Annotated in this window: 25 protein-coding genes; 14 read left to right on the plus strand and 11 right to left on the minus strand. The window is 63.5% G+C overall.

Going from position 1 to position 25,384, the window contains the following annotated elements:
* Positions 1 to 37: 37 nt before the first annotated feature.
* From GEV02_RS04940 to pcp, 3 genes are read left to right on the plus strand one after another with little or no spacing between them, the layout of a single operon-like run.
* Complete coding sequence (locus GEV02_RS04940; protein ID WP_328595722.1) at positions 38 to 751, plus strand: DUF969 domain-containing protein; 714 nt, start codon at positions 38 to 40, stop codon at positions 749 to 751.
* Positions 748 to 1,704, plus strand: coding sequence for a DUF979 domain-containing protein (locus GEV02_RS04945; protein WP_152836849.1), 957 nt, complete (start codon positions 748 to 750; stop codon positions 1,702 to 1,704). Before GEV02_RS04940 ends, GEV02_RS04945 begins: the two co-directional genes overlap by 4 nt.
* A 59-nt stretch (positions 1,705 to 1,763) precedes the next feature.
* Positions 1,764 to 2,414 carry a pyroglutamyl-peptidase I gene (gene pcp / locus GEV02_RS04950; protein ID WP_152836850.1) on the plus strand — a complete coding sequence of 217 codons (651 nt, stop codon included), beginning with the start codon at positions 1,764 to 1,766 and terminating at the stop codon, positions 2,412 to 2,414.
* A gap of 4 nt (positions 2,415 to 2,418) precedes the next feature.
* On the opposite strand, the gene GEV02_RS04955 is transcribed toward pcp, so the two are convergent.
* From GEV02_RS04955 to GEV02_RS04965, 3 genes are read right to left on the minus strand one after another with little or no spacing between them, the layout of a single operon-like run.
* Positions 2,419 to 3,327 (minus strand): LysR family transcriptional regulator, encoded by a 909-nt coding sequence (locus tag GEV02_RS04955; RefSeq protein ID WP_152836851.1) that lies wholly within the window; start codon positions 3,325 to 3,327, stop codon positions 2,419 to 2,421.
* 28 nt (positions 3,328 to 3,355) lie between these two features.
* Complete coding sequence (locus GEV02_RS04960; RefSeq protein WP_152836852.1) at positions 3,356 to 4,267, minus strand: pseudouridine-5'-phosphate glycosidase; 912 nt, start codon at positions 4,265 to 4,267, stop codon at positions 3,356 to 3,358.
* An 11-nt stretch (positions 4,268 to 4,278) separates the two neighbouring features.
* On the minus strand, positions 4,279 to 5,421 hold the full coding sequence (locus tag GEV02_RS04965) for a carbohydrate kinase (protein ID WP_328595723.1): 1,143 nt from the start codon (positions 5,419 to 5,421) through the stop codon (positions 4,279 to 4,281).
* A 211-nt stretch (positions 5,422 to 5,632) separates the two neighbouring features.
* Between GEV02_RS04965 and xapA the strand changes: the two genes are divergently transcribed.
* The 7 genes from xapA to GEV02_RS05000 all read left to right on the plus strand — a co-directional run bounded on the left by xapA (position 5,633) and on the right by GEV02_RS05000 (position 14,361).
* Complete coding sequence (gene xapA / locus GEV02_RS04970) at positions 5,633 to 6,472, plus strand: xanthosine phosphorylase (protein ID WP_152804975.1); 840 nt, start codon at positions 5,633 to 5,635, stop codon at positions 6,470 to 6,472.
* Between the two features lie 141 nt (positions 6,473 to 6,613).
* Positions 6,614 to 7,807 (plus strand): phosphopentomutase, encoded by a 1,194-nt coding sequence (locus GEV02_RS04975; protein WP_070357937.1) that lies wholly within the window; start codon positions 6,614 to 6,616, stop codon positions 7,805 to 7,807.
* Complete coding sequence (gene deoC, locus GEV02_RS04980) at positions 7,804 to 8,766, plus strand: deoxyribose-phosphate aldolase (RefSeq protein ID WP_070267261.1); 963 nt, start codon at positions 7,804 to 7,806, stop codon at positions 8,764 to 8,766. Before GEV02_RS04975 ends, deoC begins: the two co-directional genes overlap by 4 nt.
* Before the next feature lie 15 nt (positions 8,767 to 8,781).
* Positions 8,782 to 11,166 carry an aldehyde dehydrogenase family protein gene (locus GEV02_RS04985; protein ID WP_408014844.1) on the plus strand — a complete coding sequence of 795 codons (2,385 nt, stop codon included), beginning with the start codon at positions 8,782 to 8,784 and terminating at the stop codon, positions 11,164 to 11,166.
* Positions 11,167 to 11,300: 134 nt separating this feature from the next.
* Positions 11,301 to 12,623 carry a thymidine phosphorylase gene (gene deoA / locus GEV02_RS04990; RefSeq protein WP_152836854.1) on the plus strand — a complete coding sequence of 441 codons (1,323 nt, stop codon included), beginning with the start codon at positions 11,301 to 11,303 and terminating at the stop codon, positions 12,621 to 12,623.
* Positions 12,624 to 12,730: 107 nt separating this feature from the next.
* Positions 12,731 to 13,138 carry a cytidine deaminase gene (locus GEV02_RS04995; protein ID WP_008445538.1) on the plus strand — a complete coding sequence of 136 codons (408 nt, stop codon included), beginning with the start codon at positions 12,731 to 12,733 and terminating at the stop codon, positions 13,136 to 13,138.
* A gap of 2 nt (positions 13,139 to 13,140) precedes the next feature.
* On the plus strand, positions 13,141 to 14,361 hold the full coding sequence (locus GEV02_RS05000) for a nucleoside deaminase (protein WP_152836855.1): 1,221 nt from the start codon (positions 13,141 to 13,143) through the stop codon (positions 14,359 to 14,361).
* A 4-nt stretch (positions 14,362 to 14,365) separates the two neighbouring features.
* Here the strand turns inward: GEV02_RS05000 and GEV02_RS05005 are convergent, their stop codons facing one another.
* The 6 genes from GEV02_RS05005 to GEV02_RS05030 form a co-directional block, all read right to left on the minus strand.
* A complete protein-coding gene (locus tag GEV02_RS05005; RefSeq protein WP_152836856.1) occupies positions 14,366 to 14,752 on the minus strand; it encodes a VOC family protein in 387 nt (128 codons plus the stop codon).
* Positions 14,753 to 14,762: 10 nt separating this feature from the next.
* The gene (locus GEV02_RS05010; protein WP_152836857.1) at positions 14,763 to 15,188 is read right to left on the minus strand and encodes a VOC family protein; all 426 of its coding nucleotides are present in this window, start codon (positions 15,186 to 15,188) and stop codon (positions 14,763 to 14,765) included.
* A gap of 119 nt (positions 15,189 to 15,307) precedes the next feature.
* A complete protein-coding gene (locus tag GEV02_RS05015; protein ID WP_152836858.1) occupies positions 15,308 to 16,093 on the minus strand; it encodes a LytR/AlgR family response regulator transcription factor in 786 nt (261 codons plus the stop codon).
* Positions 16,090 to 17,019 (minus strand): sensor histidine kinase, encoded by a 930-nt coding sequence (locus GEV02_RS05020; RefSeq protein ID WP_152836859.1) that lies wholly within the window; start codon positions 17,017 to 17,019, stop codon positions 16,090 to 16,092. Before GEV02_RS05020 ends, GEV02_RS05015 begins: the two co-directional genes overlap by 4 nt.
* Positions 17,016 to 17,282, minus strand: a complete 267-nt coding sequence (locus GEV02_RS05025; RefSeq protein WP_152804958.1) for a hypothetical protein — start codon at positions 17,280 to 17,282, stop codon at positions 17,016 to 17,018. Before GEV02_RS05025 ends, GEV02_RS05020 begins: the two co-directional genes overlap by 4 nt.
* Before the next feature lie 129 nt (positions 17,283 to 17,411).
* A complete protein-coding gene (locus GEV02_RS05030) occupies positions 17,412 to 17,984 on the minus strand; it encodes a GNAT family N-acetyltransferase (RefSeq protein WP_152836860.1) in 573 nt (190 codons plus the stop codon).
* A gap of 183 nt (positions 17,985 to 18,167) precedes the next feature.
* On the opposite strand from GEV02_RS05030, the gene GEV02_RS05035 reads away from it, so the two are divergent.
* Positions 18,168 to 19,103, plus strand: a complete 936-nt coding sequence (locus GEV02_RS05035) for a choice-of-anchor A family protein (RefSeq protein ID WP_152836861.1) — start codon at positions 18,168 to 18,170, stop codon at positions 19,101 to 19,103.
* Here the strand turns inward: GEV02_RS05035 and GEV02_RS05040 are convergent.
* Together GEV02_RS05040 and GEV02_RS05045 are read right to left on the minus strand one after the other, a co-directional pair.
* Positions 19,066 to 19,746 carry a TetR/AcrR family transcriptional regulator gene (locus GEV02_RS05040; protein ID WP_152836862.1) on the minus strand — a complete coding sequence of 227 codons (681 nt, stop codon included), beginning with the start codon at positions 19,744 to 19,746 and terminating at the stop codon, positions 19,066 to 19,068. The two genes, GEV02_RS05035 and GEV02_RS05040, sit on opposite strands and share 38 nt — an antisense overlap.
* Entirely contained in the window at positions 19,728 to 21,203 is a 1,476-nt protein-coding gene (locus GEV02_RS05045) for an aminotransferase-like domain-containing protein (protein ID WP_152836863.1), read from the minus strand. The genes GEV02_RS05040 and GEV02_RS05045 overlap by 19 nt, the downstream gene beginning before the upstream one ends.
* 190 nt (positions 21,204 to 21,393) lie before the next feature.
* On the opposite strand from GEV02_RS05045, the gene GEV02_RS05050 reads away from it, so the two are divergent.
* Genes GEV02_RS05050 through GEV02_RS05060 form a run of 3 tightly spaced genes read left to right on the plus strand, consistent with a single transcriptional unit; the run spans position 21,394 to position 25,362 of the window.
* Positions 21,394 to 22,710: an aspartate aminotransferase family protein gene (locus GEV02_RS05050; RefSeq protein WP_152836864.1), complete on the plus strand. Its 1,317-nt coding sequence runs from the start codon at positions 21,394 to 21,396 to the stop codon at positions 22,708 to 22,710.
* 13 nt (positions 22,711 to 22,723) lie between these two features.
* Positions 22,724 to 23,839, plus strand: coding sequence for an alanine dehydrogenase (gene ald / locus GEV02_RS05055; protein ID WP_152836865.1), 1,116 nt, complete (start codon positions 22,724 to 22,726; stop codon positions 23,837 to 23,839).
* Positions 23,840 to 23,859: 20 nt separating this feature from the next.
* Positions 23,860 to 25,362, plus strand: coding sequence for a CoA-acylating methylmalonate-semialdehyde dehydrogenase (locus tag GEV02_RS05060; RefSeq protein WP_008445562.1), 1,503 nt, complete (start codon positions 23,860 to 23,862; stop codon positions 25,360 to 25,362).
* Positions 25,363 to 25,384: the final 22 nt, after the last annotated feature.

Below are 25,384 nucleotides of genomic sequence, written 5' to 3' on the forward strand. Positions count from 1 at the left end.
GCGGTGCGGGGTTTTTTTAATGGATGGAGCCTGATTCGTGGATCATAACGTCGTTAACCTGTGGCCCCTGCTTGGTGTGGCCGTCATCATACTTGGCTTTGCCCTGCGCGCGCATCCGGTGCTGGTGGTGATCGCCGCCTGCGCCGTCACCGGCATCGCCTCCGCCATGCCGGTCGAGAAGCTGCTGGCCACCATGGGCACGGCCTTCATCAAGACCCGCAACCTGCCCTTGATCCTGTTGCTGCCGCTGGCCGCCATCGGCCTGCTGGAGCGCTTCGGGCTGAAGGAGCATGCGCAAGCCTCGATCGCGCGCATCAAGTCCGCCACCACCGGCCGCCTGCTGATCGTCTACCTGGCGCTGCGCGAGCTTACCGCCGCCTTCGGCCTGACCAGCCTGGGCGGCCACATTTGCATGGTGCGTCCGCTGGTCGCGCCGATGGCGGAAGGCGCGGCCGAAACCCGCTACCCGGCGCTGACCGACGAACTGCGCCACCGCATCCGCGCCATGTCCGCCGCCACCGACAACGTCGGCCTGTTCTTCGGCGAGGACGTGTTCGTGGCCTTCGGCGCCATCGTGCTGATGCAGACCATCCTGCGTGGAGAAGGGCTGGAAGTCGAGCCGCTGCACATCGCCATGTGGGGCATACCGACCGCGGTGACGGCCTTCATCATCCATTCGTGGCGCGTGCACCGGCTGGACGCGCAGATCGCCCGCGCCATGCTGAAGCAAACGCAGAAGGAGACGGCATGATCATCAAGCTCGATTTCTTCTTCTATGTGCTGGGCGCGATGCTGCTGCTGGTCGCCTTGATGGCGCTGACCGACAAGCACAATCCCAAGCGCTATTCGAGCGCCTTGTTCTGGGCCTTGTACGCGCTGGCCTACCTGGCCGGCGACCAGTTGCCGCCGGTGGTCTCGGGCATGCTGGTGGTGGTGATGGCGCTGATCGCCGGCTTTGGCGGCGTCACGCTGGGCCGCTATGGCGAGCGCACGGCGGAGGAGCGCAAGAGCAGCGCGCAGCGGCTCGGCCACCGGCTGCTGATCCCCGCGCTCATCATCCCGCTCACGACGATGATTGGATCGACCTTGCTGAAGGACGTGCATCTGGGCGGCCTGCTGCTGCTCGATCCGAAGAACACCACGCTGGTCAGCCTCGGTTGCGGCGCGATGTTCGCGGTGGCCGCCGCCTGCTGGATGACGCGCTCCACGCCGGTACAGGCGATGCGCGAGGCGCGCCGCCTGACCGACTACCTGGGCTGGGCGGTGGTGCTGCCGCACATGCTGGCGGTGCTTGGACTGCTGTTCACGGAGGTCGGCATGGGCAAGGCGGTGGCGCATCTGGTCACGTCGTATATCAACCTCGACGTGCGGCTGGCGGCGGTGGCGGTGTACTGTATCGGCATGGCGCTGTTCACCATCATCATGGGCAACGGCTTCGCGGCCTTCCCGGTGATCGCGGGCGGGGTCGGCATCCCGGTGCTGGTCGGCGTGTACCACGCCAATCCGGCGGTGATGGCGGCGATCGGCATGTTCAGCGCCTACTGCGGCACCTTGATGACGCCCATGGCCGCGAACTTCAACATCGTGCCCGCCGCGCTGCTGGAACTGCCCGACAAGAACGCCGTCGTGAAGATACAGGTGGGCACCGCATTGCCGCTATTGCTTGCTAATATAGCACTTCTTTATTTTCTAATGAACATATGAGACGCATGGGACTTGGAGTAGAGTAGCGCACAAATAGCGCAGCAATCGGAGTCCAGTAGATGAAAAAGATAATATTGTTGACGGGGTTCGAACCGTTTAACAAGGAGACCATCAACCCCTCATGGGAAGCGGTACGCACCCTTCAAGGCTGGCACGAAGGCGACTTCGTGGTCCACGCGCGCCAGCTGCCGTGCGTGTTCGGCCAGGCCAGCAAGGTGATGCACCAGGCGGTGGAAGAACTGCAGCCCAGCATCGTGATCGCGGTAGGGCAGGCGGGCGGCCGCGTCGATCTGTCGGTGGAGCGTATCGCCATCAACATCGACGACGCGCCCATCGCCGACAACCAGAAGCGGCAGATCGTCGACCAGCCCATCGTCACCAACGGCCCGGCGGCTTACTTTGCCACGCTGCCGATCAAGGCCATCGTGCACGCGCTGCGCGAAGCGGGCTTGCCGTCGTCGGTGTCGCAGACGGCGGGGACTTATGTGTGCAACCACGTGTTCTATAGCCTGATGCATCAGGCGCATGAATGGGGTACGACCATGCGCGCCGGCTTCATACACATACCTTACCTGCCGCAGCAGGCGGCCGCGCATCCGGGTTCGGCCAGCATGAAGCTGGAGGACATGGTCGAAGGCCTGCGCATCGCCATCCGCACCACGCTGGCCCACGATGTGGACATGCGCGAAGCGGGCGGCGTTACCCACTAAGCCCTTACACCCCGGGCTTTACCGGGTTGAGGATGTTCAGGAAAGCCCGCACCACCGGCGCGTCGTCCAGCGTGGTGTAGGTGATGTACAGATTCGCCGACGGCGGATTGGTACGGATCGGCAGGAACACCACGCCCGGCCAGCCGATGCGGCTGGTGGTCTCCGGCAGCAGCGCCACTCCCAGGCCCGCACCCACCATCGCCAGCAACGTCTGCGGCTCGGACGCTTCCTGGAATATCGTCGGCTGGAAGCCGGCCTTCACACAGCATTGAATCAGATAGCGCGGGAAGGACGACTTGTCCAGCGCCAGCGTCAGCATCGGCTCGTCGGCGATGTCGGTCAGCTCGATCGCTTCTTCCTTGGCCAGCGGGTGATGCTCGTTGATGGCCACGCACACGTCCTCGCGGAAGCACAGTTCCTGGCGCAGGTTGTCGTTTTTCAGATCGTCCTCGTCCAGCTTGGGCTCGCGCCAGAAGCCGACGTCGATCTGCTTGGCGCGCAGCGCGTCGTACTGCAGCGTCGGACCCAGTTCGTGCAGGGTCCAGCTCACGCGCGGGAACTTGGTCTGGAACTCTTCCAGCAAACTCGGGATCGGCCCCCACATCGCCGAGCCGACGATGCCCACCCGCAGCCGTCCCACTTCGCCGCGGTCGATCTGGCGGATGGTGTCGATGGTCATGCGCATCTTGCCCAGCAGGTCGGACGCTTCGCTCATCAAGGCCTTGCCCGCCACCGTCAGCTCGAAGGTGCGGGTGGTGCGGGCGAACAGCTTGACGCCCAGTTCACTCTCCAGCTTCATGATCTGCTGGCTCAAAGGCGGCTGCGAAATGTGCAGGCGCTCGGCGGCGCGGCTGAAACTCTTTTCTTCTGCGACGGCGAGGAAGTACTTTAGTTGTTTCAGATCGATGGACATGGCGTTCTTTGGGCGATGTGGTTCGAAGTCAGTGTGCCAGCATGGCCACCGCAAGGGCGGCGCCGCAGCGGGCGTTGTTCTTCACCAGTGCGATGTTGGTCGCCAGGCTGCGGCCTTCGGTCAGCTGCTTGATGCGGGACAGCAGGAAGGGCGTGACGTTCTTGCCGGTGACGCCTTGCGCATCGGCTTCCTGCAAGGCCTGCGCGGTGATGGCGTCGATCTCCGCCTTCGGCATCGCCTCGTCGGCCGGCACCGGATTGCTGACCACCACGCCGCCCCTGAGGCCCAGCTGCCACTTGGTGTGGATGAAGGCCGCCTGCTCGGCCGCCGTGTCGAGCTGGAAGTCGGCGTTGAAGCCGCTCTCGCGCGTGAAGAAGGCGGGGAAACCGCGCTGGCCCACGCTGACCACCGGCACGCCGTGGGTCTCCAGGTATTCCAGCGTCAGGCCGATGTCGAGGATGGACTTGACGCCGGCGCACACCACCGCCACCGAAGTCTGCGCCAGTTCCTGCAAATCGGCCGAGATATCGAAGCTGGTCTCGGCGCCACGGTGCACGCCGCCGATGCCGCCGGTGACGAACACGGAGATGCCGGCCAGTTCGGCGCAGATCATGGTGGCCGCCACGGTGGTCGCGCCCAGCTTCGATTGCGACAGCACGTAGGGCAGGTCGCGGCGGCTGACCTTCATGGCGTCGGGCGAGGTGCCCAGCAGTTCCAGCTGTTCTTCCGACAGGCCGATGCAGATCTTGCCGCCGATGATGGCGATGGTGGCCGGCACGGCGCCGCCGTCGCGGATGATCTGTTCGACTTCACGCGCCATCTGCACGTTCTGCGGATACGGCATGCCGTGCGAGATGATGGTCGATTCCAGCGCGACGATGGCTTTGCCGGCGGCGCGGGCGGCCGCTACTTCGGGCGAGAAGAGGAGGTATTGGTGCATGGTGTGATTCCTTATGCCTTGTTGGGGAAGAGCGGCGGGTTGTATTCCGCCGACAGGTCGAAGTCGTGGATCTCGTCGAGGACATCGGCGGCCAGCATCGGCGAGACGGTTTCCTGGGATTCGAGCGTCATCGCTGCCACCTTCAGGCCACGGCGGCAGGCCAGCGTCAGGTCCTGGCTGCCTTGATACAGCGACCAGCAGACGGCGGCCGAGAAGGCGTCGCCGGCGCCGGTGACGTCGACCACGTCCACCTGGTGCGCGGCCAGCCATACAAGCTCGCCGTCGCGGGTGTGGAACACGCCCTGGCTGCCGCAGGTGACGATGACATCCTGCGCGCCCTGGGCCTGCACTTCGCGGCAGGCGGCGCGCACGTCGGCCTCGGTCGGCAGGGTGCGGCCGGCGCGGGTTTCCAGTTCGCCGCGATTGAGGATCAGCAGGCGCAGGCCTTTCAGGTCGGCCGGCAGGCGCGCCATCTTCGGCTGCGACACGGCCACGATCACCAGCGGCACATTGTCGGTGCGGGCGTTATCGAGCAGCAGGGCGATGCTGTCGGCCGGCAGATTCAGGTCGACCACCGTCATCGCGGCGGCGGAGCGCTGCGGCTGGCGGCTGGCCAGGAACTCCGGCGTGAGGCGGTCGTACAGCGCCATGTCGGCAAGCGCCACCACCATTTCGCCGGCGTCGTCGAGGATGGCGGTATAGGTGCCGGTGGGCGTGTCGGGCAGTTTCAGGCTGCCGCGCGTGTCGATGCCGGCGCGTTCCGCGTGGTCCTGCAGGCTGCGGCCTGCGACATCGTCGCCCAGCGCGGTCAGCAGCGCGGTCGGCAGGTTCAGGCGCGACAGGTTCTCGGCGATGTTGCGCGCCACACCGCCGTAGACTTCCTCGGCGGTGGCGGGATTGGAGGTGCCCAGCTGCATGGGGGCGATGGTGCGCAGCTTGCGGTCCAGGTTGGCGGCGCCTATGCACATCACCGGGCGCTTGTCCGGCAACACGTAGGCGCGGCCCAGCAGCCGCCGTTCGCGTATCAGGCCGGCGATGTGGCCGGCCACGGCGGAGCGCGACAGACGCAGTTCCACCGCCAGATCCTGCTGGGAGATAAAGGGGTTGGCGCGGATCAGCTGGTAGAGCTGGTCCTTCTTGGAGGAGTCGGTCACGGGGTACTCGCTAAAACATTTGTCCATCATGGTAAACATTTGTTCAAATCAAGTCAATCACGCACGGCGGCTAAGTTTGCCTTGATTTATAATACCGCCGATTTATACGAGTTTTGTATAAATGCTTAAGAAAAATGGTATTTGCCATACATATAGAGGATGATGCATAGTGTCAGCTTCCCCAGCCACAACAGAAAAACAGAGGATAACCATGTCTAATAATTCCCCATTCCAGGCAGCTGACATCATTCGCGCCCGTATCCCTGCTGGCTTCAAGCCGCGTATCGCAATGATTCTGGGTTCCGGCCTGGGCGTGCTGGCGGAACAAATGACCGACGCGGTCACGATCAGCTTCAACGAACTGCCAGGCTTCCCGATCAGCACCGTGCACGGCCACGCCGGTGAACTGGTGATCGGAACCCTGTCGGGCGTATCGGTGGTGTGCATGAAGGGCCGCGGCCACGTCTACGAAGGCTACGGCCTGGGCGTGATGACCAGCGCCGTGCGCACCATGAAGCTGCTGGGCTGCGAAATGCTGTTCGTGACCAACGCCGCAGGTTCGCTGCGCACCGAAGTCGACGCGGGCTCGCTGGTGGCGCTGACCGACCATATCAACTACCTGCCGGGCACCCCGATGATGGGCCCGAACGACGAACGCTTCGGCCCGCGCTTCTTCAGCATGGCCAACGCCTACGACGCCGACCTGCGCGCGCTGCTGCACACCTCGGCCAAAGAGAAGAACGTCACCCTGCACGACGGCGTCTACATCGCCTACGCCGGTCCTAACTTCGAGACCCCTGCCGAAATCCGCGCCTTCAAGACGCTGGGTGCGGACATGGTCGGCATGTCGGTGGTGCCGGAAGTGGTGTCGGCGCGTCACTGCGGCCTGAAAGTGGTTGGCGTGTCGGCCATCACCAACCTGGCGGAAGGCCTGTCGCCGTTCCCGCTGTCGCACGAGCAGACCCTGAAATACGCGGCTGTCGCAGCGACCTCGCTGATCGAAGTGATCCTGGGCTTCCTGGCCAACGTAGCCAAAACGCCGCAAGCGTAAGATTCCCGAGGGGCGGCTGGACCGCCCCTTTTGCATTGTTAACGCGTCATTCCCGCGCAGGCGGGAATCCATACTGAGCTGGCTTGGATACTCAGCATGGGTCCCCGCTTCCGCGAGGACGACGGAACCGGAGTAATCATCATGAAACGCGCATTTATCCTCTTGCTCGATTCGTTTGGTTTGGGCGCCACGCCCGATGCCGCGAAGTACAACGACGTCGGCGCCAACACCTTCGGCCACATCGCCGAGTGGGCCGCCAAAAACGGCACGCCGATGTCGCTGCCGACCATGGAAAAACTGGGCTTGGCCGCTGCCGCCCATACCGCCAGCGGCCAGTGGGCTGCCGGCTTTGAACAGCGCGACGGCTTCACCGCCGCCTACGGCGCGGCGCGCGAGCGCTCGACCGGCAAGGACACGCAGTCCGGCCACTGGGAAATCGCCGGCGTGCCGGTGGAATTCGACTGGGGCTACTTCCCGAAAACCGTGCCGTCGTTCCCGGCCGAGCTGACCGCCAAGCTGCAGGAACTGGCCGGCGTGCCGGGCTTCCTCGGCGACTGCCACGCATCGGGCACGGAGATCATCAACAAGCACGGCGACGAGCATGTCGCCAGCGGCAAGCCTATCATCTACACCTCCGCCGACTCGGTGCTGCAGATCGCTGCGCACGAAGAATCGTTCGGCCTGGAGCGCCTGTATGAAATCTGCGAGATCGCCTTCAAGCTGGTCGAGCCATACAACATCGGCCGCGTGATCGCGCGTCCGTTCGTCGGCGCCAACGGCAACTACACCCGCACCACCAACCGTCACGACTACGCGGTCGCACCGCCGGCGCCTACGCTGCTGGACCACGTGAAGAACGACGGCGGCGAAGTCATCGCCCTCGGCAAAATCAGCGACATCTTCGCGACCCAAGGCGTATCGCGCCTGGTCAAGGGCAAGGACAATATGGCGCTGTTCGACGCGCTGATGAAGGTGGAAGAAGAAGCCGGCGACAAGTCGCTGACCTTCGTGAACTTCGTCGACTTCGACCAGGCCTTCGGCCATCGCCGTGACGTTACCGGCTACTCGAACGCGCTGCACGAGATGGACGCGCGCCTGCCGGAGTTCATCGCCAAGCTGAAAGAGGGCGACCTGGTGGTGATCACCGCCGATCATGGCTGCGATCCGACCTGGCCTGGCTCCGACCACACCCGTGAACACATCCCGATGATCTTCTTCGGCCCGGGCGTGAAGGCGCAGCAGCTGCCGATCTCCGAAACCTTCTCCGACATCGGCCAGACCCTGGCCCATCACCTCGGCGTCAAACCACTTTCCCACGGAAGCAATCTGTTATGAGCATCATCACCGATTTCAAGCGCAATGAAGCCGTCCCGCTGGACCTGGGCTGGATCAATCACATCCACATCAACAAGAGCGCGGCCGACCGCCGCGCCGCCAGTCTGGCGAACCGCCGCACGGTGAAGAAGGAATTCCAGGCCGCCTGGCTGGTCAAGGCCATCGGTCTGATCGACCTGACCACGCTGTCCGGCGACGATACGCCGGGCCGCGTCGAGCGCCTGTGCATGAAGGCCATGCGTCCGCTGCGTTCGGACCTGGTCGAGGCACTGGGCCTGCAAGACTACAAGCTGACCACCGGCGCCGTCTGCGTGTACCACGAGATGATCAAGCCGGCGACCCAGGTGCTGCAAGGCCGCCTGCCTATCGCCGCCGTGTCGACCGGCTTCCCGGCTGGCTTGACCAGTATGGAAACCAAGGTGCGCGAGATTGAATTGTCGGTGGCCGCGGGCGCGACCGAGATTGACATCGTCATCACCCGCCAGCACGTTTTGACGGGCAACTGGCAAGCGCTGTACGACGAGATGCTGGCTTACCGCAAGGCTTGCGGCGAAGCGCACGTCAAGGCGATTCTGGCGACCGGTGAACTGGTCACGCTGGAAAACGTGGCCAAGGCTTCGTGGGTTTGCATGATGGCCGGCGCGGACTTCATCAAGACCTCCACCGGCAAAGAGCCGGTCAACGCGACGATCCCGGTATCGCTGACGATGGTGCGCGCGATTCGCGACTACCACGAGCAGACCGGCTTCAAGATCGGCTACAAGCCGGCGGGTGGCGTCGGCACGGCCAAGGCCGCGCTGCAGTACCTGTCGCTGATGAAGGAAGAACTGGGCAACGAGTGGCTGGAGCCACACCTGTTCCGCATCGGCGCATCCAGCCTGCTGACCGACATCGAACGCCAGCTTGAGCACTATGTGACCGGCAACTACTCCGCCGCACATCGCCACGCGCAACCTTAAGAATACGGACACGTTATGCCAACCATCAAAGAGATCCTGAACACCATGGAATACGGCCCAGCACCGGAAAGCACGAAAGAAGCGCAAGCGTGGCTGGAGCAGCACGGCCGCACCTTCGGCCTGTTCATCGACAACCAGTGGAGCGAGCCGGGCGAGTTGTTCGCCTCGACCAACCCAGCCGATGCGGCCAAGCTGGCCGACCTGACCCAGGCCACCGGCAGCGACGTCGATCGCGCCGTGGCAGCCGCGCGCGCCGCGCAGCCGGGCTGGCAGGCACTGGGCGGCCATGGCCGCGCAAAAGTCATGTACTCGCTGGCCCGCCTGATGCAGAAGCACGCGCGCCTGTTCGCCGTGCTGGAGACGCTGGACAACGGCAAGACCATCCGCGAAACCCGCGATGTCGACCTGCCGCTGGTGGCGCGTCACTTCTACTACCACGCCGGTTGGGCGCAACTGCAAGCCGAGGAATTCGCGGACTACCGCGCCGTCGGTGTCGTTGGCCAGATCGTGCCGTGGAATTTCCCGCTGCTGATGCTGTCGTGGAAAATCGCACCGGCCATGGCCGCTGGTAACACTATCGTCTTCAAACCGGCCGAATTCACCTCGCTGACCGCGATGCTGTTCGCCGAGATTTGCGTGCAGGCCGGCGTGCCTGCCGGTGTGGTCAACATCGTCACCGGCGATGGCCGCGTGGGCGAAGCCATCGTCAACCATCCAGGCATCGACAAGCTGGCCTTCACCGGCTCGACCGAAGTAGGCCGCTTGATCCGCGTTGCCACCGCAGGCAGCGGCAAGAAGCTGTCGCTGGAGTTGGGCGGCAAGTCGCCGTTCATCGTCTTCGACGATGCAGACCTGGATGCCGCCGTTGAAGGCCTGGTCGATTCGATCTGGTTCAATCAGGGACAAGTATGCTGCGCAGGTTCGCGCCTGCTGGTGCAGGAATCGGTACAGGATAAATTCCTGGCCAAGCTGCGCGCCCGCATGGACAAGCTGACCCTCGGCTCGCCGCTGGACAAGTCGATGGACATCGGCGCCCTGGTCGATCCGGTGCAGCAGCAGCGCATCGCCGGCCTGGTGGACTCGGCTCGCGCCGAAGGTTGCGAGGTGTATCAGCCTAAGTGCGAGATCCCGGCCAACGGTTCGTGGTTCCCTCCAACGCTGATCACCGGCGCATCGACTTCCGCCGCCGTGGCGCAGGCCGAAATCTTTGGCCCTGTGCTGGTGGCGATGAGCTTCCGCACTCCGCCGGAAGCCGTGCAACTGGCGAACAACACCGTCTACGGCCTGGCCGCTTGCGTGTGGACCGAGAACATCTCGCTGGCGCTGGACGTCGCGCCGCAGATCAAGGCCGGCGTGGTGTGGATTAACACCGCCAACCAGTTCGACGCCGCTTGCGGCTTCGGCGGCTACCGCGAATCCGGCTTTGGCCGTGAAGGCGGCCGCGAAGGCATGTACGAATACCTGACCGCGAAATCGGAAGATGCGCGTCCTGCATCGCCTGTGGTGGAAGCCAAGGCCAAAGCCAAGGCAGCCGCACCGGCAGCGGGCGGCGCGTTCGCCATCGACCGTACCGCCAAGCTGTACATCGGCGGCAAGCAGGCACGCCCTGACGGCGCCTACAGCCGCGCCATCCACGGCGCCGACGGTGCCTTCATCGCCGAAGTCGGCGAAGGCAATCGCAAGGACATTCGCAATGCAGTGGAAGCAGCGCACAAGGCTGGCGGCTGGGCGAAAGCCACGTCGCACAACCGCGCGCAGGTTTTGTACTACATCGCAGAAAACCTGGCCGCCCGCGGCGAGGAATTCGCAGCCCGCATCGCTGCCATGACCGGTTCGAAGAACGCGGAAAAAGAAGTGCAGGCGTCGATCGAGCGCCTGTTCTACTACGCAGCATGGGCCGACAAGTACGACGGCCTGGCGCACCAGCCGCCTATGCATGGCATCACCGTGGCGCTGAATGAACCGGTCGGCGTGATCGGCATCGTCTGCCCGAACGAAGCGCCGCTGCTGGGCTTCATCTCGCTGGTGGCGCCGGCTATCGCGCTGGGCAACCGCGTGGTGGTGGTGCCGTCGGAAGCGCATCCGCTGTCGGCCACCGATCTGTATCAGGTGTTCGATACGTCGGACCTGCCGGACGGCGTGGTCAACATCATCACCGGTTCGGCGGACGAACTGGCGCGCACGCTGGCGACGCACTCGGACATCGACGCGGTATGGCGTCACGATGGTTCGGCTGAGGGCTGTGCGGAAGTGGAGCGTCTGTCGGCGACTTCGCTCAAGCGTACCTGGGTCGGCGGCGCCAAAGGCCGCGACTGGTACAGCACCGCGCAATCGGGTGGCCGCGCAGTACTGGCACACGCATCGCAAGTTAAAAACGTCTGGATTCCATACGGCGTTTAAACGTCACGGAACCCTGGCATCGTCATTCCCGCGAAAGCGGGAATCCATGCTGAACGTGCTTTGACGCGTTCTATGGATTCCCGCCTTCGCGGGAATGACGTTTTAAATACCGTATTTATCAAGTGGAGAATTCCATGTTTTTACCTCAAGAGATCATTCGCAAGAAGCGCGACGGCGGCGTACTGACCGCTGAAGAGATCCAGTTCTTCGTCGGCGGTATCACCTCGAACCGCGTCACCGAAGGCCAGATCGCCGCGCTGGCGATGGCGGTCTACTTCAACGACATGACCATGGACGAACGCGTGGCCTTCACGCTGGCGATGCGCGATTCCGGCGAAGTGCTGGACTGGCGCTCGCTGGACCTGCCAGGTCCGGTGGTCGACAAGCACTCCACCGGTGGCGTCGGCGACGTGGTCTCGCTGCTGCTCGGCCCCATGGTTGCAGCCTGCGGCGGCTTCGTGCCGATGATCTCCGGCCGTGGTCTGGGCCACACCGGCGGCACGCTGGACAAGTTCGACTCCATTCCCGGCTACACCACCGTGCCGACCAATGAGTTGTTCCGCAAAGTGGTCAAGGAAGTCGGTGTCGCCATCATCGGCCAGACCTCTTCGCTGGCGCCGTCGGACAAGATCTTCTACGGCGTGCGCGACGTGACCGCGACCGTGGAATCGGTCGCCATGATTACCGGCTCCATCCTGTCGAAGAAGCTGTCGGCCGGCCTGGATGCGCTGGTGATGGACGTTAAAACTGGCAGCGGCGCCTTCATGCCGACCTACGAAAAATCGGTGGAGCTGGCGGACAGCATCGTCAAGGTCGGCAACGGCGCCGGCATGATGACCTCGGCCATCCTGACCGACATGAACGAATCGCTGGCGCCATACGCCGGCAACGCGCTGGAAGTGCGCGGCGCGATGGATTACCTGAGCGGCAAATCGCGTCCTGCGCGTCTGCACGAAGTGACAATGGCGCTGTGCGCCGAGATGCTGGTGCTGGGCAAACTGGCCGCGACCGAAGAAGAGGCGCGCGCCAAGCTGCAAGCGTCGCTGGACAGCGGCGAAGCCGCCGAGCGCTTCTCGCGCATGGTGGTGGCGCTGGGCGGCCCGGCGGATCTGATGGACAATCCGGACAAGTACCTGGAGCGTTCGCCTATCATCGTGCCGGCGCCTGCGCTGGTTTCCGGCTACGCTGCCGCCGCCAACTGCCGCGAGATCGGCCTGGCCGTGGTGTCGCTGGGCGGTGGCCGCCGTCGCGCTGCCGATCCGATCGACTTCGCTGTCGGCTTGACCGGGCTGGTTGGCCTGGGCGACAAGATCGAAGCAGGCCAGCCGCTGGCGATGGTCCACGCGCGCACGCAGGAAGCAGCGGATCAGGCGATCCGCGAAATCCAGGCGGCCTACCAGATCGCTGGCGCAGCACCGGCCGCGAACCCGGTCATCTACCGCACGATTCGTCCATAACGTATAACAACGTCATTCCCGCGCAGGCGGGAATCCATAGGCCGCGTGACAGCACGCTCAGCATGGATTCCCGCTTGCGCGGGAATGACGGGGCAAAGGGAACTGACATGAACAAACAAGAACTGATCGCCGAAGCCGCCGCCGCGCGCCTGAAGGCTTACACGCCGTACTCCAACTTCAAGGTCGGCGCTGCACTGCTGACCAACGACGGCAAGGTCTTCCACGGCTGTAACGTGGAAAACGCCTCCTACGGTTTGTGCAACTGCGCCGAGCGTACCGCTTTCTTCAGCGCTTTCGCCCACGGCTACAAGCAGGGCGATTTCGACCAGCTGGTCGTCATCGGCGAAACCGACGGCCCCATCGCACCATGCGGCGCATGCCGCCAGGTGATCCTGGAGTTGGGCGGTAATGAGCTGCCGGTGCTGCTGACTAACCTCAAAGGCGACATCTACGAAACCACCGCAGCCGAACAACTGCCGAACGCGTTCGGCGGCGCTGATTTGAAGAAGAAGTAAACTTGGCTTTCAAGAAGACCATCGATGTGCAGGCCGCCGTCGCGATTGCGGCGTCGGAGGCGATTGCCGCCAAAACGCAGGGCACCTTCGGTGTCGGCGGCCTGATGCTCGACCAGCACGGCAACGTGCTGCAGTCGCTGCACAACAACGTCATCAAGCAGGGGCTGATCTTCGACCCGACCGCGCACGGCGAGCGCCAGTTGATCGACTGGTATTACGCCGAACGCGCCAAGGGCCGCGAACTGCCTGCGCCGGAGGACGTCACCATCGTCACCTCGCTCGATCCCTGCTGCATGTGCAGCGGTGCGATCCTGGCCGGCGGCTTTAACGTGGTGGTGGCGGCGCCGGACAAAAGCGCTGGCATCAACTATGACGCCAGCGCCACCTTCAGCGCGCTGCCGCCGGCGCTGCGGACGCAAGCCGAAGCGGCGTTCAGCTATCCGGCCATCCTTGGTTCTTCGCTGTACACGCGCGCCAGTTCGGGCGCGGCGCCGAAGTCCTTCTTCATCGGCAAAACCATCTCCGAACCGACGCAGGCCTTATGCTCGTTGGTGTTTGAGGCCACGTCCGGCGAGGTGATGGAGCTGTTCAACACCGATTTGCCGCAGCATCAACTGAAATGCCCGATGACGCTGGCGTCCGACCACGCCATCGTCCACGCGCTCAAGCAGCTGTATCCGGATGCGCTGGCCTACCGCTGCACGCCGCAGCAGCCGGACGCCGGTCTTGCGCCGTTCCTGCAGCAGGCGATGGCGCGTGACCGCGAACATGGCGGAGCAGGGGATGCGGTGGCCTTGCTGGATTCGTTCGGCAATCTGCTGCTGTGCATGCCGGGCCGGATGTCGCAGTCGGGCATCCGCAGCGCCTTCATGGAAACCACGCGCGCCTACGCGCAACTGCGCTACAAGCTGATGGCCGGCGCGACGCCGGCGCAGCAGGAAGAGGTGCGCCAGTATCTCGGCCATCCGAAAGACGGCACCTTCGTCTTTGCCAAGGGGCCGGACAGCGGAGCGATCAGCTTCATGAACCTGGGCGCTTACGGCTCGACGATGGAAGGCCCGCTGCCATTGAAGAATCCGACGCAATTCCAGTACGTGTTGCCGGGCATGCCGGAAGACGAACTGGCAGCGATGTGCGCCGCCATGCCGCCGTTATACCGCAACATCATCCGCATCCGCCCCACGCAGGTAGCGGACCAGGACCTGATCGCCGCGCTGGCCTGAGCTGCTACGCCGCCTTGTCGTCAGCCTGCATCATGCCGAACAGGTTGCCGTCCAGGTCTTTGGCGTAGGCCAGCCAGCCGATGCCGGGGATGGGCATTTTCGGCACCACCACTTCCGCCTTCAAGGCTGCAACCTGCTTCAGCGTGTCGTCCAGATTTTCGACATCGACCGTGCAGACGAAGGCGTTCACGCTCTGCATCGCTGCGGGCACCGGGCCCTGGCGCGGCAGCAGGCCGCCGTTGATGCCGCGCTGCGCTGCGTCGCCCGTGTCGATCAGCCAGTATTCGCCGCCTTCCCACTTGTTGAAACTCCAGCCGAACAGCGCGCTGTAAAAATCGATCAGCACCTGCGGCTGGCTTGCCTGGATTTCAAAATGTACCGGACGTCCCATGATCGTCCCCTCAATCCGCCGGATCGTAAGTGCCGATGCTCCAGATGTGACCCTCGGGGTCGCGGCAGGTGAAGCCGCGTCCACCGTAATCCTCGTCTTTAATGTCGAGCAGGATCTCGGCGCGAGCCTCTTTCACGCGGGCGTACACCTTGTCGGCGTCGTTGACCACCAGGTAGGAACTCTGCGTGTTGAACTGGCCGATCTCGGAAGGCTGTTTCATCAGGCGTCCGAATTCGGTGTCGAACACCGATCCGAGCATGATCATGCTGTTGCCGAAGCTGAGCTGCGCGTGGGCGATGCTGCCGTCTTCATTGGGCACCACCAGCGCTGCTTCAAAGCCGAACGTGGTGCACAGCCAGTCGATGGCGGCCGGCGCGTCGCGATAGCGCATGCATGGTATGACGTTGCAACGGGTTTGCTTGGGTATGCTGGACATCGTTTTCTCCCCTGTCTTGGTATGGAACAGATTCGATCGATTTCAGACCCCATCCGTTCGCCGGACTGATGCGGACGGATGGGAAAAGGGAGTATATATTGATAACGATCAGACGGGGATTACATTTGCTGGAACAAGTGGGTATTGCCTCGGCTGACTTCCAGTTGCTCGTCGAAGTTGCGGATCTTGACCATCTGCCGTCCGCGCAAATCGCGCGTGACTTCTTCGATGGCATCAACCCGCACCAGCGTCGAACGGTGGATGCGCCAGAATTCGTCCGGGTCCAGTTCGTCGGCCAGCTCCTTCAGTGTTTTGCGTATCAATACTTCCGATTGCGCGGTCTGTACGCGTGTGTACTTTTCATCGGCGCGGAAGAACAGCACTTCGCGCGTGCTGATCATGCGCAGATTGCTGCCGACCACCGCCTGTATCCAGCGTAGATAATCGGGCTTGGCGGACGGCTTGCTCTGGCTCGACAGCAGCTGGCTCAGCTGGCGTTCGATGTTGGACGGCTGCTGGCCGATCAGCGATTGCAGCCGCGTGCAGGTGGTCTTCAGGCGCTCGCCGCCGGCAGGCTTCAGCAGGTAATCCAGCGCGCCCTGTTCGAAGGCTTCGATCGCATACTGGTCGTAGGCCGTCACGAACACCAGGTGGCAGCGGTTGAACAGCATGCGCGCCGCTTCGATGCCGGACAGGCCGGGCATGCGGATGTCGAGGAACACGATGTCCGGCTGATACTGGCCGGCCAGCGCCACGGCTTCGATGCCATTGGCCGCTTCGGCGACGATCTCCAGCCCAGGCCAGGTTTCCAGCAGCCGTGCGCGCAGTTGGCGGCGCATTGGTTCTTCGTCGTCGGCGATCAGCGCGGTGGCGCGGCGTTGGCCGTTGGGCGTGACGATATTCATTTCGAACTCCCGGCAAAAATATCGGGCGCATACGGGATGCGGATGCTGGCGCGGGTGCCGCCGGTCAGCGGCGCTTCGATCACCAGCTGCGCGCGGTTGCCGTACAGGATGCGCAGGCGCTCCCGCACATTGGCCAGGCCGATGCCGTCGCCGGCGTGCAGATTGAAACCGATGCCGTCGTCCATCACGTCCACCTGCAGCATGGCGCCGTCGACGCTGGCGCGGATGTCGATGCGGCCGCCTTCTATCTTCGGCTCCAGGCCGTGCTTGATGGCGTTCTCGATCAGGATCTGCAGCATCATCACGGGGAAGGTGGCGCTCAGCATTTCCGGCTGCACGTCGATCGAAACCGCCAGCCGCGAGCCCATGCGGGCCTGCATGATGGCCAGGTAGGCCCGCGACATGTCGATCTGCCGGCCCAGCGTGCCGCTTCCCTTGGCGCGCATCTGCGGCAGCGTGGCGCGCAGATAGTCGATCAGGTTCTGGTGGATGCGCGCGGCTTGCGGCGGATCGGTCTCGATCAGCTGGCCGATCAGCGCCAGTGTGTTGAACAGGAAGTGCGGTTCGACCTGCGCCTGCAATGCCGCCATGCGCGCCTCGATCAGGCGCCGCTCCATGCCTTCCTCGTCGGCGTGGCTGGTGGCGTGGTGCGCCTCCAGCTCGGCCTTGCGCTTGCCGCCGGCCAGCACCTTCAGGCCCAGCGACAGCGCGATGAAGGCGACGGTCTGCTTGGGCAGGCCGAACGGCGTCAGGCCGAACAGCAGCAACAGCAGCCACACCATCATCAGCTTGCGCCATTCGACCTGGGCCAACCAGTCGAAGAACCGCCACCACATGCTGGTGGCGGTTTCGCCTATCTCGCGGATGATGTCGAGCAGGCTTTTGGCGTTGTCATAGCCGGCCTTGGCCAGCCCGCGTTTTTTCATTGCTGGTGCTCCTGGCGGCGACGCTGGCGGCGGCCACCGACCACGCAGGCGCCGACGGCAATCTTCAGCACCAGGAAGAAGGCGAACAGCACCATCGCCAGCGGCAGGATGGTGAGGATGAAGGCCAGGATCAGCGCGGCGCCCAGCAGGGCGGGCGGCGACATGCGCTGCACCAGCCGCACGCCGTAGCGCACCGTCTGGGCGAAGGCGCGGAAGATTTCTTCCATCAGATCCATCACGGCCTGGCTGTTCAGTTTGCTCATTTGCTTCTCCATCAAAATCGTTGCGATGGAATCACTGTATCAAAGCCTTCCCCTGTGCCGTACTGGATTCCGATCAACTGCGGTTTGGGCGGGATGGCCGGTTGTTCCGCCGGATAAGCGGCATCTAAATCAGTGCTCGGGCGTAACGCCTGTTGCAGCGTTCCAGTCGCTGCGCAGCAGGCCGTAGATCACGCTGTCCGAGATTTCTCCGCTGACAAACCAGCGCTCGCGCAGCAAGCCTTCGCGCTGGAAATGCAGGCCCTCCAGGATGCGACCGGAGGCAATGTTGTCGGGATGGATATCGGCTTCGATGCGGTGCAGTTCCAGCGCGCCGAAGCCGTGGGCGATCAGCGCCGCCAGCGCTTCCTGCATATAGCGTTTGCCCCAGTGCGGCCGCGCCAGCATGTAGCCGATCTCGCAGCGGTGATTGCGGCGGTCGAAGGCGTACAGCGTGACGGTGCCTATCAGCTCGCCGTCCGGCAGCACCATCGCCAGCCGCAGCGCGCTGCCGTCCTGGTAGCCCTTGAGGGTTTGCTCGATGTTGTCGGCGGCCTGGGCGGCGTGCAGCCACGGGCCGCTGCTCCAGTAGCGCAGGGCCACGGGATCGGAAAACAGGCGGAACAACGCGTCGGCGTCGTTGCTGTCGACAAAGCGCAGGGTCATGCGGGCGGTGTGCAGCTGGAACGGTTCGAAGCTGGGCATGCTGGTTCTGGTGTGTGGGGACGATTTGCCAGCTTAGCGGACTTTCACGAGGGCGTGGCGTTTTAGTATGTTTGGCAGTCGGGAACGATGCTGCGCTGCCGCAAAAAAAACTTAAAATAGTTTCTGAGGGCAACAAATCGTGATATCCTTGAAGTAATTTAAATTGCTATCAAGGAATTATTCATGGTCGCTGTCACTAAAACCGCTGTTTCCGCTGTCGTTCTTGCAATTGCTTCCCTGGGGAGCGCGCAGGCTGCCGTGCTGGATCTGGGTCTGCACGGCGCCAATGTGTTTTCCTTCACCGACTTCAAGGCGCCTAGCGCCGACGTCGAAGGCGCCATCATGGCCGGCCGCGACGTGCAGTTGAGCAGCTACTCCGTCAACGCCAACAACGTCGACGCCTTCGGCCACTATTCGCTGATCGTCGGCCGCGACCTGAAATTCACCAGCGGCTCGATCAAGAACGGCGATACCTTTGTCGGCGGCAAAACCAGCGTGACCCAGCAGGTCGACGTATATTCGAAGATCCAGACCGGCAAGTCGCCTGTCAACATGGGCGCGCTGGCCAGCCAGTTGAAAACCACTTCGACCTCGCTGTCGAAACTGTCCAGCACCGGCACCGCGACCGAGCAGTGGGGCGGCTTGAACATCGCCGGCACCAAGAGCAAGAGCGGCGTGGAAGTGTTCAACGTCGACGCCAAGACGCTGTCCAAAGTGAGCTACTTCAATTTCAGCAATCTGACCGCCGGTTCGACCCTGATCATGAACGTCAGCGGCGACAAGGGCAGTTTCAGTGGCGGCTACCAGGGCTTTGAGAATTACAACGTGCTGTTCAACTTCTACCAGGCGACCGACCTGGGCGTGCACACCGGCCTGACCGCCAACATCCTGGCGCCACTGGCCACGGTCAATGGCGGCAGCGGCGTCATCAACGGCAACGTGATTGTCGATTCCTGGCTGTCGTCGGTGCAGATCAACGCCAACCATTACTTCAAGCCGATCAACGTCGCCGGCTACATCGCGCCGGTGCCGGAACCGGAAACCTATGCGATGATGCTGGCCGGCCTGGGCCTGATCGGCCTCACGGCGCGTCGCCGCAAGCAGGCTGCGGCACGCTGATCGCCGACAGCACCATATCGACGATGACCTGCTCGGCATCGTCGAAGTCCTTCTTCGTCAGCTGTTTGCGGTTCAACACCAGCGCCATCTGGGCCGAGAAGTCCGCATAGGACTGCGTCATCGCCCAGATCGCAAACAGCAGATGCGTCGCATTGATCGGCGCCACCTTGCCGGCGCTGATCCACTTCTCGAACACCTCGATATCCTTGCGCAGCAGCGGCACCACGCGGCTCTGGATCTGCGCGCCGTACAACTGCGCGCCGCTGATCACTTCCATCGCATACACGCGCGACGCCCACGGCTGCTCGCGCGAGAACCGCAGCTTGGCCTGAATGTAGGTGCGCAGCACGTCGCGCGGATCCTGGTCCTCGGCGGCCAGGTTCTCCATCCGTTCCAGCCATTCGTCCAGCACCTCGTCCAGCACGCGCTGATACAGCGCCTGCTTGGTCGGGAAGTAGTACATCAGGTTCTGCTTCGACAGTCCGGCGTTCTCCGCCACGGTGGCGATGGACGTGCCTTCGTAGCCGCATTCGGCGAACACGCGCACCGCTTCGGCGGCGATGTCCGCTTCCAGTTTGTCGCGGTTGAGAACACGCCGTTTGATCTTCGGCGCTGGCTCTGCATTCAGTTTTGCTGTCGGCATGTGAGTCTCAGGAAGGTCAGGAGTTGAGGATGGTCGGTGTAGGCCACGTTGAAGCGGAACCAGATCGATTCCGGCGCGCGCAGCATGAAGAAATCGCACGGCGACAGCAGGATGCCGGATTTGAGCGCCAGGTCGGCGATGATCTTGCCGTTCCATTCGGCGGTGGGCGCGGTGCTCCAGCCGGCGCTGACGAACATGCCGCCGCGCGGCTTGGCCAGCGGCTCCATGCCGGCGCTGCGCAGGCTGTCGATGGCGCGTTCGCGGCCGGCCTCCAGTTGCGCGATCAGCTTTTCCACCATGCGCTTGTAGGGCCGCGCCGTGATGGCGTGGTAGACGGCGCGCTCGTTGATCTCGGAAGTGGTCAGCCCGGCCAGCATCTTCACGCGCAGCAGCTCGGGGGTCAGCGAGGCCGAGGCGCAGATCGAGCCGACCCGCAGCACCGGCGACAGGGTCTTGGAAAAACTGCCGACGCGGATCACGCGCCGCAGGCCATCCATCGCCGCCAGCGATGCCTCGCCGCGCGGCGCCAGTTCGCGGTAGATGTCGTCCTCCACCAGCCAGAAGTCGAACTGCTCGGCCACGCCCAGCAGGCGGTGCGCCTGCGCCACGCTGAGCGAAGTGCCCAGCGGGTTTTGCAGCACCGTGTTGACGAACATGAGCTTGGGCTGGGTCTGCGCGGCCTGCCGCGCCAGCGCGTCGAAATCGAGGCCGTTCTCGCCGCGCGGTATGCCGACCGCCACGCAGCCGTGGTGGCGTATCAGCGACAGCAGGTTGCTGTAGCCGGGGTCTTCGACGAAGACGGTGTCGCCCGGCTTGGTCAGCGTGCGCAGGATCAGGTCGAAGGCGTGGGTGGCGCCGTGGGTCAGCAGCACCTGCTCCGGCTCGACCGGGAACAGCTCGTCGCTCAGCGTGGCCGACAACTGCTGGCGCAGCGAGGGGAAGCCGAGCGGGTGGCCGTAGCCGCGCAGGCGGTTGGCCGGGATGCGCATCGCGTGGCGTACGGCGTCGAGGATGGTGTCTTCGCCGTACCACTCGGGCGGCAGCCAGCCGGCGCCGACGGCCAGTGCGTCCGAGGTGCCGGAATACAGGTCGGGGGTGAGGGCGTCGATGGCGGTCGGCGTCACCTGCAGCATCGACGGCAGCAGTGTTGCGGGAACGTCCTGGCGGGCCACGAAATAGCCGGAACCGCGGCGCGAGGACAACAGCCCCAGCGTCACCAGACGGTCATAGGATTCGACAACTGTAAAGGTGCTGATGCCATTACACTTCGCGAATTGCCGCACCGAGGGCATTTTCGTTCCCACGCGCAACTCCCGGCGGCCGACCATACCACTGATGGCCGAGACGATCTGGTCGACCAGGCTGCCCTTCCTGCTGCGCTCTATGGCGAGCACCGGCCAGCCGCCGGCATCGGGCGCGCAGTCCGCTTGATCGATCACAGAATTCGCTGCTTCCATCCTTGACTCCAATGACTGCCGAAATCAAAACTGTAGTGTTTTTGTTGCCAGTACGGTTGGACAGTTTTGATATTTGTGTATCTGTGCCATAGTTGTTGCGCTGTCTATTATTGCATCATCATTTTGCCAACTGGTAAATTTTTTTACGGTTCGTCAAAAATATCCGCAAGTTAGTTCCCAGGAGATGAGCATGAACGAGTCCAGACCTGAATCGATGGCGTCCTTCTGGATGCCTTTCACGAACAACCGCGATTTCAAAGCCCATCCGCGCCTGCTGGTATCGGCGGAAGGCATGTACTACAAGGACGTCGACGGCAACAGCATCCTGGACGGCACCGCCGGCCTGTGGTGCGTACCTTGCGGCCACGCTCAGCCGAAGATCGTCGCCGCCGTGCGCGAGATGGTGGGCCAGCTCGATTTCGCGCCGACCTTCCAGATGGGCCACCCGGCCGCCTTCGACCTGGCCGAAAAACTGATGGAGTACACCAACCACAAGTTCGGCCATGTGTTCTACACCAACTCCGGTTCCGAGGCGGTGGACACGGCGCTGAAGATCGCGCTGGCGTATCACAAGGCGCGCGGTGAAGCGAGCCGCACGCGCCTGATCGGCCGTGAGCGCGGCTACCACGGCGTCGGTTTCGGCGGCATCTCGGTCGGCGGCATCGCCGGCAACCGCAAGCCCTACGGCGTGATGCTGCCCGGCGTGGACCACCTGCCGCACACGCACAACCTGGAGAAGAACGCCTACACGCGCGGCGAACCGGAATACGGCACCGAGCTGGCCGACGAACTGGAACGCATCGTCGCGCTGCACGACGCATCGACCATCGCCGCGGTGATCGTCGAACCGGTGGCCGGTTCCACCGGCGTGCTGATACCGCCGAAGGGCTATCTGAAACGCCTGCGCGAGCTGTGCACCAAGCACGGCATCCTGCTGATCTTCGATGAAGTGATTACGGGCTTCGGCCGTTTGACGACGCCTTTCGCGGCCGACTACTTCGACGTCGAGCCGGACATGATGACCACCGCCAAAGGCCTGACCAACGGCGTGATTCCGATGGGCGCGGTGTTCAGCAAAAAACACATCCACGACGCCTTCATGGAAGCGCCGGCCGGCATTGAGCTGTTCCACGGTTATACCTACTCGGGCCACCCGGTCGCCTGCGCCGCCTCGCTGGCGACGCTGGAAGTGTTCAAGGAACAGAAGATCCTCGAACACGCGGCCGGCATGGCCGAGTACTGGGCCGATGCGGTGCACTCGCTCAAAGGCCTGCCGCACGTGATCGACATCCGCACCATCGGCCTGATCGCCGGCATCGAGCTGGCGCCTATCGCCGGCAAGCCGGGCGCGCGCGCCTTCGCCGCCTTCAAGCAGGCCTTTGCGGACGGTGTCTTGATACGCACCACCGGCGACATCATCGCCCTGTCGCCGCCGCTGGTGCTGGAGAAAAAACACATCGACGAACTTTTTGGAAAGCTGACGACGGTACTTAAAAACTTAAACTAACGAGGAGAACACCATGCTGGTAGGCGTCCCAAAAGAGATCAAAAACCAGGAGTCCCGAGTTGGCCTTACCCCGGCCAGCGTCAAGGAACTCGTATTGCGTGGCCATCAAGTACTTGTACAAAAAAACGCCGGTGTCGCCATCGGCTTGAGCGATGCGATGTATGAGGGCGCGGGCGCCACCATCATCGACACGGCGTCCGAAATCTTCGAGCGCGCCGAGATGATCGTCAAAGTGAAAGAGCCGCAGCCGGAAGAATGCGCGATGCTGCGCAAGGGCCAGATCCTCTACACCTACCTGCACCTGGCGCCGGACCCGGAACAGACCAAGGCGCTGCTGGAATCGGGCGCGGTCTGCATCGCCTACGAAACCATCACCGGCGCCAACGGCGGCTTGCCGCTGCTGGCGCCGATGAGCGAAGTGGCGGGACGCATGTCGATACAGGCCGGCGCCGCGCACCTGGAAAAATCCAAGGGCGGCATGGGCCTGCTGCTGGGCGGCGTGCCTGGCGTGGCGCCAGGCCACGTCGCCATCATCGGCGCCGGCGTGGTCGGCACCAATGCCTTGCAGATGGCGGTCGGCATTGGCGCACGCGTGACGATCCTGGACAAGAACATCGACCGCCTGCGCCAGCTGGACCTCATCTACGGCAACCGCATCTCCACCATGTATTCGAACGCGCACTCGATCGAGGAAGCGGTACTCGATGCGGACCTGGTGATCGGCGGCGTGCTGGTGCCCGGCGCGGCTGCGCCCAAGCTGGTGACGAAGGACATGATCGCGCGCATGAAGCCGGGCGCGGTGGTGGTGGACGTCGCCATCGACCAGGGCGGCTGCTTCGAAACCTCGCACGCCACCACGCACGAAAAGCCGACCTACGTGGTCGACGGCGTGATCCACTACTGCGTGGCCAACATGCCGGGCGCCGTCGCCCGCACGTCGACCTTCGCATTGAATAACGCAACCATCGGCCACGCGGTAGCGCTGGCCGACAAGGGCTGGCAGAAAGCGCTGAAAGCCAACCCGCACCTGAAGAACGGATTGAACGTTTGTCTCGGCCACGTCACCTACGAAGCGGTGGCGCACGGCCTTGGCTATGCCTATGTGGACGCGGACAGCCTGCTGGGCTGAACGCTTTTTGAAAGAAGATCATGAGTAACCTGGACACCATCACCCATTACATCAACGGCGTTAAAGTCGATACGCAAAGCGGCCGCTACGCGGACGTGTTCAATCCCGCGCTGGGCGAACCGGTGGCCAGGGTCGCCTTGGGTACGACGGAAGAAGTCGATGCCGCCGTGCGCGCTGCGGAAGCGGCTTTCCCGTCGTGGTCCGCCACGCCGCCGCTGACGCGCGCCCGTGTGTTGTTCAAGTACCTGCAACTGTGCCAGCAGCACACCGACGAATTCGCGGCGATGCTGACCCGCGAACATGGCAAGACCTTCGCCGATGCACAGGGCGAAGTGGCACGCGGTATCGAGATGGTGGAATTCGCGGTCGGCATTCCGCAGCTGCTGAAGGGCGAGTTCACCGACCAGATCTCACGCGGCATCGACGCCTGGTCGATGCGCCAGGCGCTGGGTGTGGTGGCCGGCATCACGCCGTTCAACTTCCCGGTGATGGTGCCGATGTGGATGTTCCCGGTGGCGCTGGCATGCGGTAACACCTTTATTCTCAAGCCTTCCGAGCGCGATCCGTCGCCGTCGCTGCTGCATGCGCGGCTGCTGAAGGAAGCCGGTTTGCCGGACGGCGTGTTCAACGTCATCCAGGGCGACAAGGTGACGGTCGATGCGCTGCTCGATCATCCTGTAGTGCAGGCGGTGAGCTTCGTCGGATCGACGCCGATTGCCGAATACATCTACTCGCGTGGCTGCGCTGCGGGCAAACGCGTGCAGGCATTGGGCGGCGCTAAGAACCACATGGTTGTCATGCCGGATGCGGACATGGAGATGACCGTCGATGCGCTGATGGGCGCGGCCTACGGTTCCGCCGGTGAGCGCTGCATGGCGATCTCCGTGGTGGTGGCGGTCGGCGATGCCGGCGACAAGATCGTCGACGCACTGGCAAAGCGCACTGCCGCACTGAAAGTGCGCGACGGTATGGCGTCGGATGCCGAAATGGGGCCTGTCGTTTCAAGCGCGGCCAAGCAGCGTATCGAACGCTTGATCGGCGAGGGTGTGGAGCAGGGCGCGAAACTGGTGGTCGATGGACGCAACCACGTGGTAGCTGGACGCGAGAACGGCTTCTTCATCGGCGGTACTCTGTTCGATCACGTCACGCCGGATATGACGATCTACAAGGAAGAGATTTTTGGCCCCGTGCTGTGCATGTTGCGTTCACCGGATGTGGGCAGCGCGGTGGAGCTTATCAATCGCAATGAATACGGCAACGGCGTGGCGATCTACACACGCGACGGCGGCGTGGCACGCGAGTTCGTGCGCCAGATACAGGTCGGCATGGTCGGCGTGAACGTGCCGCTGCCGGTGCCGATGGCCTTCAACAGTTTCGGCGGGTGGAAGCGCAGCCTGTTCGGCGACCATCATGCTTACGGTCCCGAAGGCGTGCGTTTCTACACGCGCCACAAGGCAGTGATGCAGCGCTGGCCGAACACCGCAAGCGCTGGCGCAGAATTTGCATTCCCTCAGATGAAGTAAATAGCAAACATCTTAGCCAGGA

This window comes from Rugamonas aquatica, from assembly GCF_009380215.1.
GTDB classification, from domain to species: domain Bacteria; phylum Pseudomonadota; class Gammaproteobacteria; order Burkholderiales; family Burkholderiaceae_D; genus Rugamonas; species Rugamonas aquatica_B.

Coding starts and splice junctions, on each gene's coding strand:
- GEV02_RS04945 (WP_152836849.1), top strand. CDS start 748: ATGATCATCAAGCTCGATTTCTTCTTCTATGTGCTGGGCGCGATGCTG.
- pcp (WP_152836850.1), top strand. CDS start 1,764: ATGAAAAAGATAATATTGTTGACGGGGTTCGAACCGTTTAACAAGGAG.
- GEV02_RS04955 (WP_152836851.1), bottom strand. CDS start 3,327: ATGTCCATCGATCTGAAACAACTAAAGTACTTCCTCGCCGTCGCAGAA.
- GEV02_RS04960 (WP_152836852.1), bottom strand. CDS start 4,267: ATGCACCAATACCTCCTCTTCTCGCCCGAAGTAGCGGCCGCCCGCGCC.
- xapA (WP_152804975.1), top strand. CDS start 5,633: ATGTCTAATAATTCCCCATTCCAGGCAGCTGACATCATTCGCGCCCGT.
- GEV02_RS04975 (WP_070357937.1), top strand. CDS start 6,614: ATGAAACGCGCATTTATCCTCTTGCTCGATTCGTTTGGTTTGGGCGCC.
- deoC (WP_070267261.1), top strand. CDS start 7,804: ATGAGCATCATCACCGATTTCAAGCGCAATGAAGCCGTCCCGCTGGAC.
- GEV02_RS04985 (WP_408014844.1), top strand. CDS start 8,782: ATGCCAACCATCAAAGAGATCCTGAACACCATGGAATACGGCCCAGCA.
- deoA (WP_152836854.1), top strand. CDS start 11,301: ATGTTTTTACCTCAAGAGATCATTCGCAAGAAGCGCGACGGCGGCGTA.
- GEV02_RS04995 (WP_008445538.1), top strand. CDS start 12,731: ATGAACAAACAAGAACTGATCGCCGAAGCCGCCGCCGCGCGCCTGAAG.
- GEV02_RS05005 (WP_152836856.1), bottom strand. CDS start 14,752: ATGGGACGTCCGGTACATTTTGAAATCCAGGCAAGCCAGCCGCAGGTG.
- GEV02_RS05010 (WP_152836857.1), bottom strand. CDS start 15,188: ATGTCCAGCATACCCAAGCAAACCCGTTGCAACGTCATACCATGCATG.
- GEV02_RS05015 (WP_152836858.1), bottom strand. CDS start 16,093: ATGAATATCGTCACGCCCAACGGCCAACGCCGCGCCACCGCGCTGATC.
- GEV02_RS05020 (WP_152836859.1), bottom strand. CDS start 17,019: ATGAAAAAACGCGGGCTGGCCAAGGCCGGCTATGACAACGCCAAAAGC.
- GEV02_RS05025 (WP_152804958.1), bottom strand. CDS start 17,282: ATGAGCAAACTGAACAGCCAGGCCGTGATGGATCTGATGGAAGAAATC.
- GEV02_RS05030 (WP_152836860.1), bottom strand. CDS start 17,984: ATGCCCAGCTTCGAACCGTTCCAGCTGCACACCGCCCGCATGACCCTG.
- GEV02_RS05035 (WP_152836861.1), top strand. CDS start 18,168: ATGGTCGCTGTCACTAAAACCGCTGTTTCCGCTGTCGTTCTTGCAATT.
- GEV02_RS05040 (WP_152836862.1), bottom strand. CDS start 19,746: ATGCCGACAGCAAAACTGAATGCAGAGCCAGCGCCGAAGATCAAACGG.
- GEV02_RS05045 (WP_152836863.1), bottom strand. CDS start 21,203: ATGGAAGCAGCGAATTCTGTGATCGATCAAGCGGACTGCGCGCCCGAT.
- GEV02_RS05050 (WP_152836864.1), top strand. CDS start 21,394: ATGAACGAGTCCAGACCTGAATCGATGGCGTCCTTCTGGATGCCTTTC.
- ald (WP_152836865.1), top strand. CDS start 22,724: ATGCTGGTAGGCGTCCCAAAAGAGATCAAAAACCAGGAGTCCCGAGTT.
- GEV02_RS05060 (WP_008445562.1), top strand. CDS start 23,860: ATGAGTAACCTGGACACCATCACCCATTACATCAACGGCGTTAAAGTC.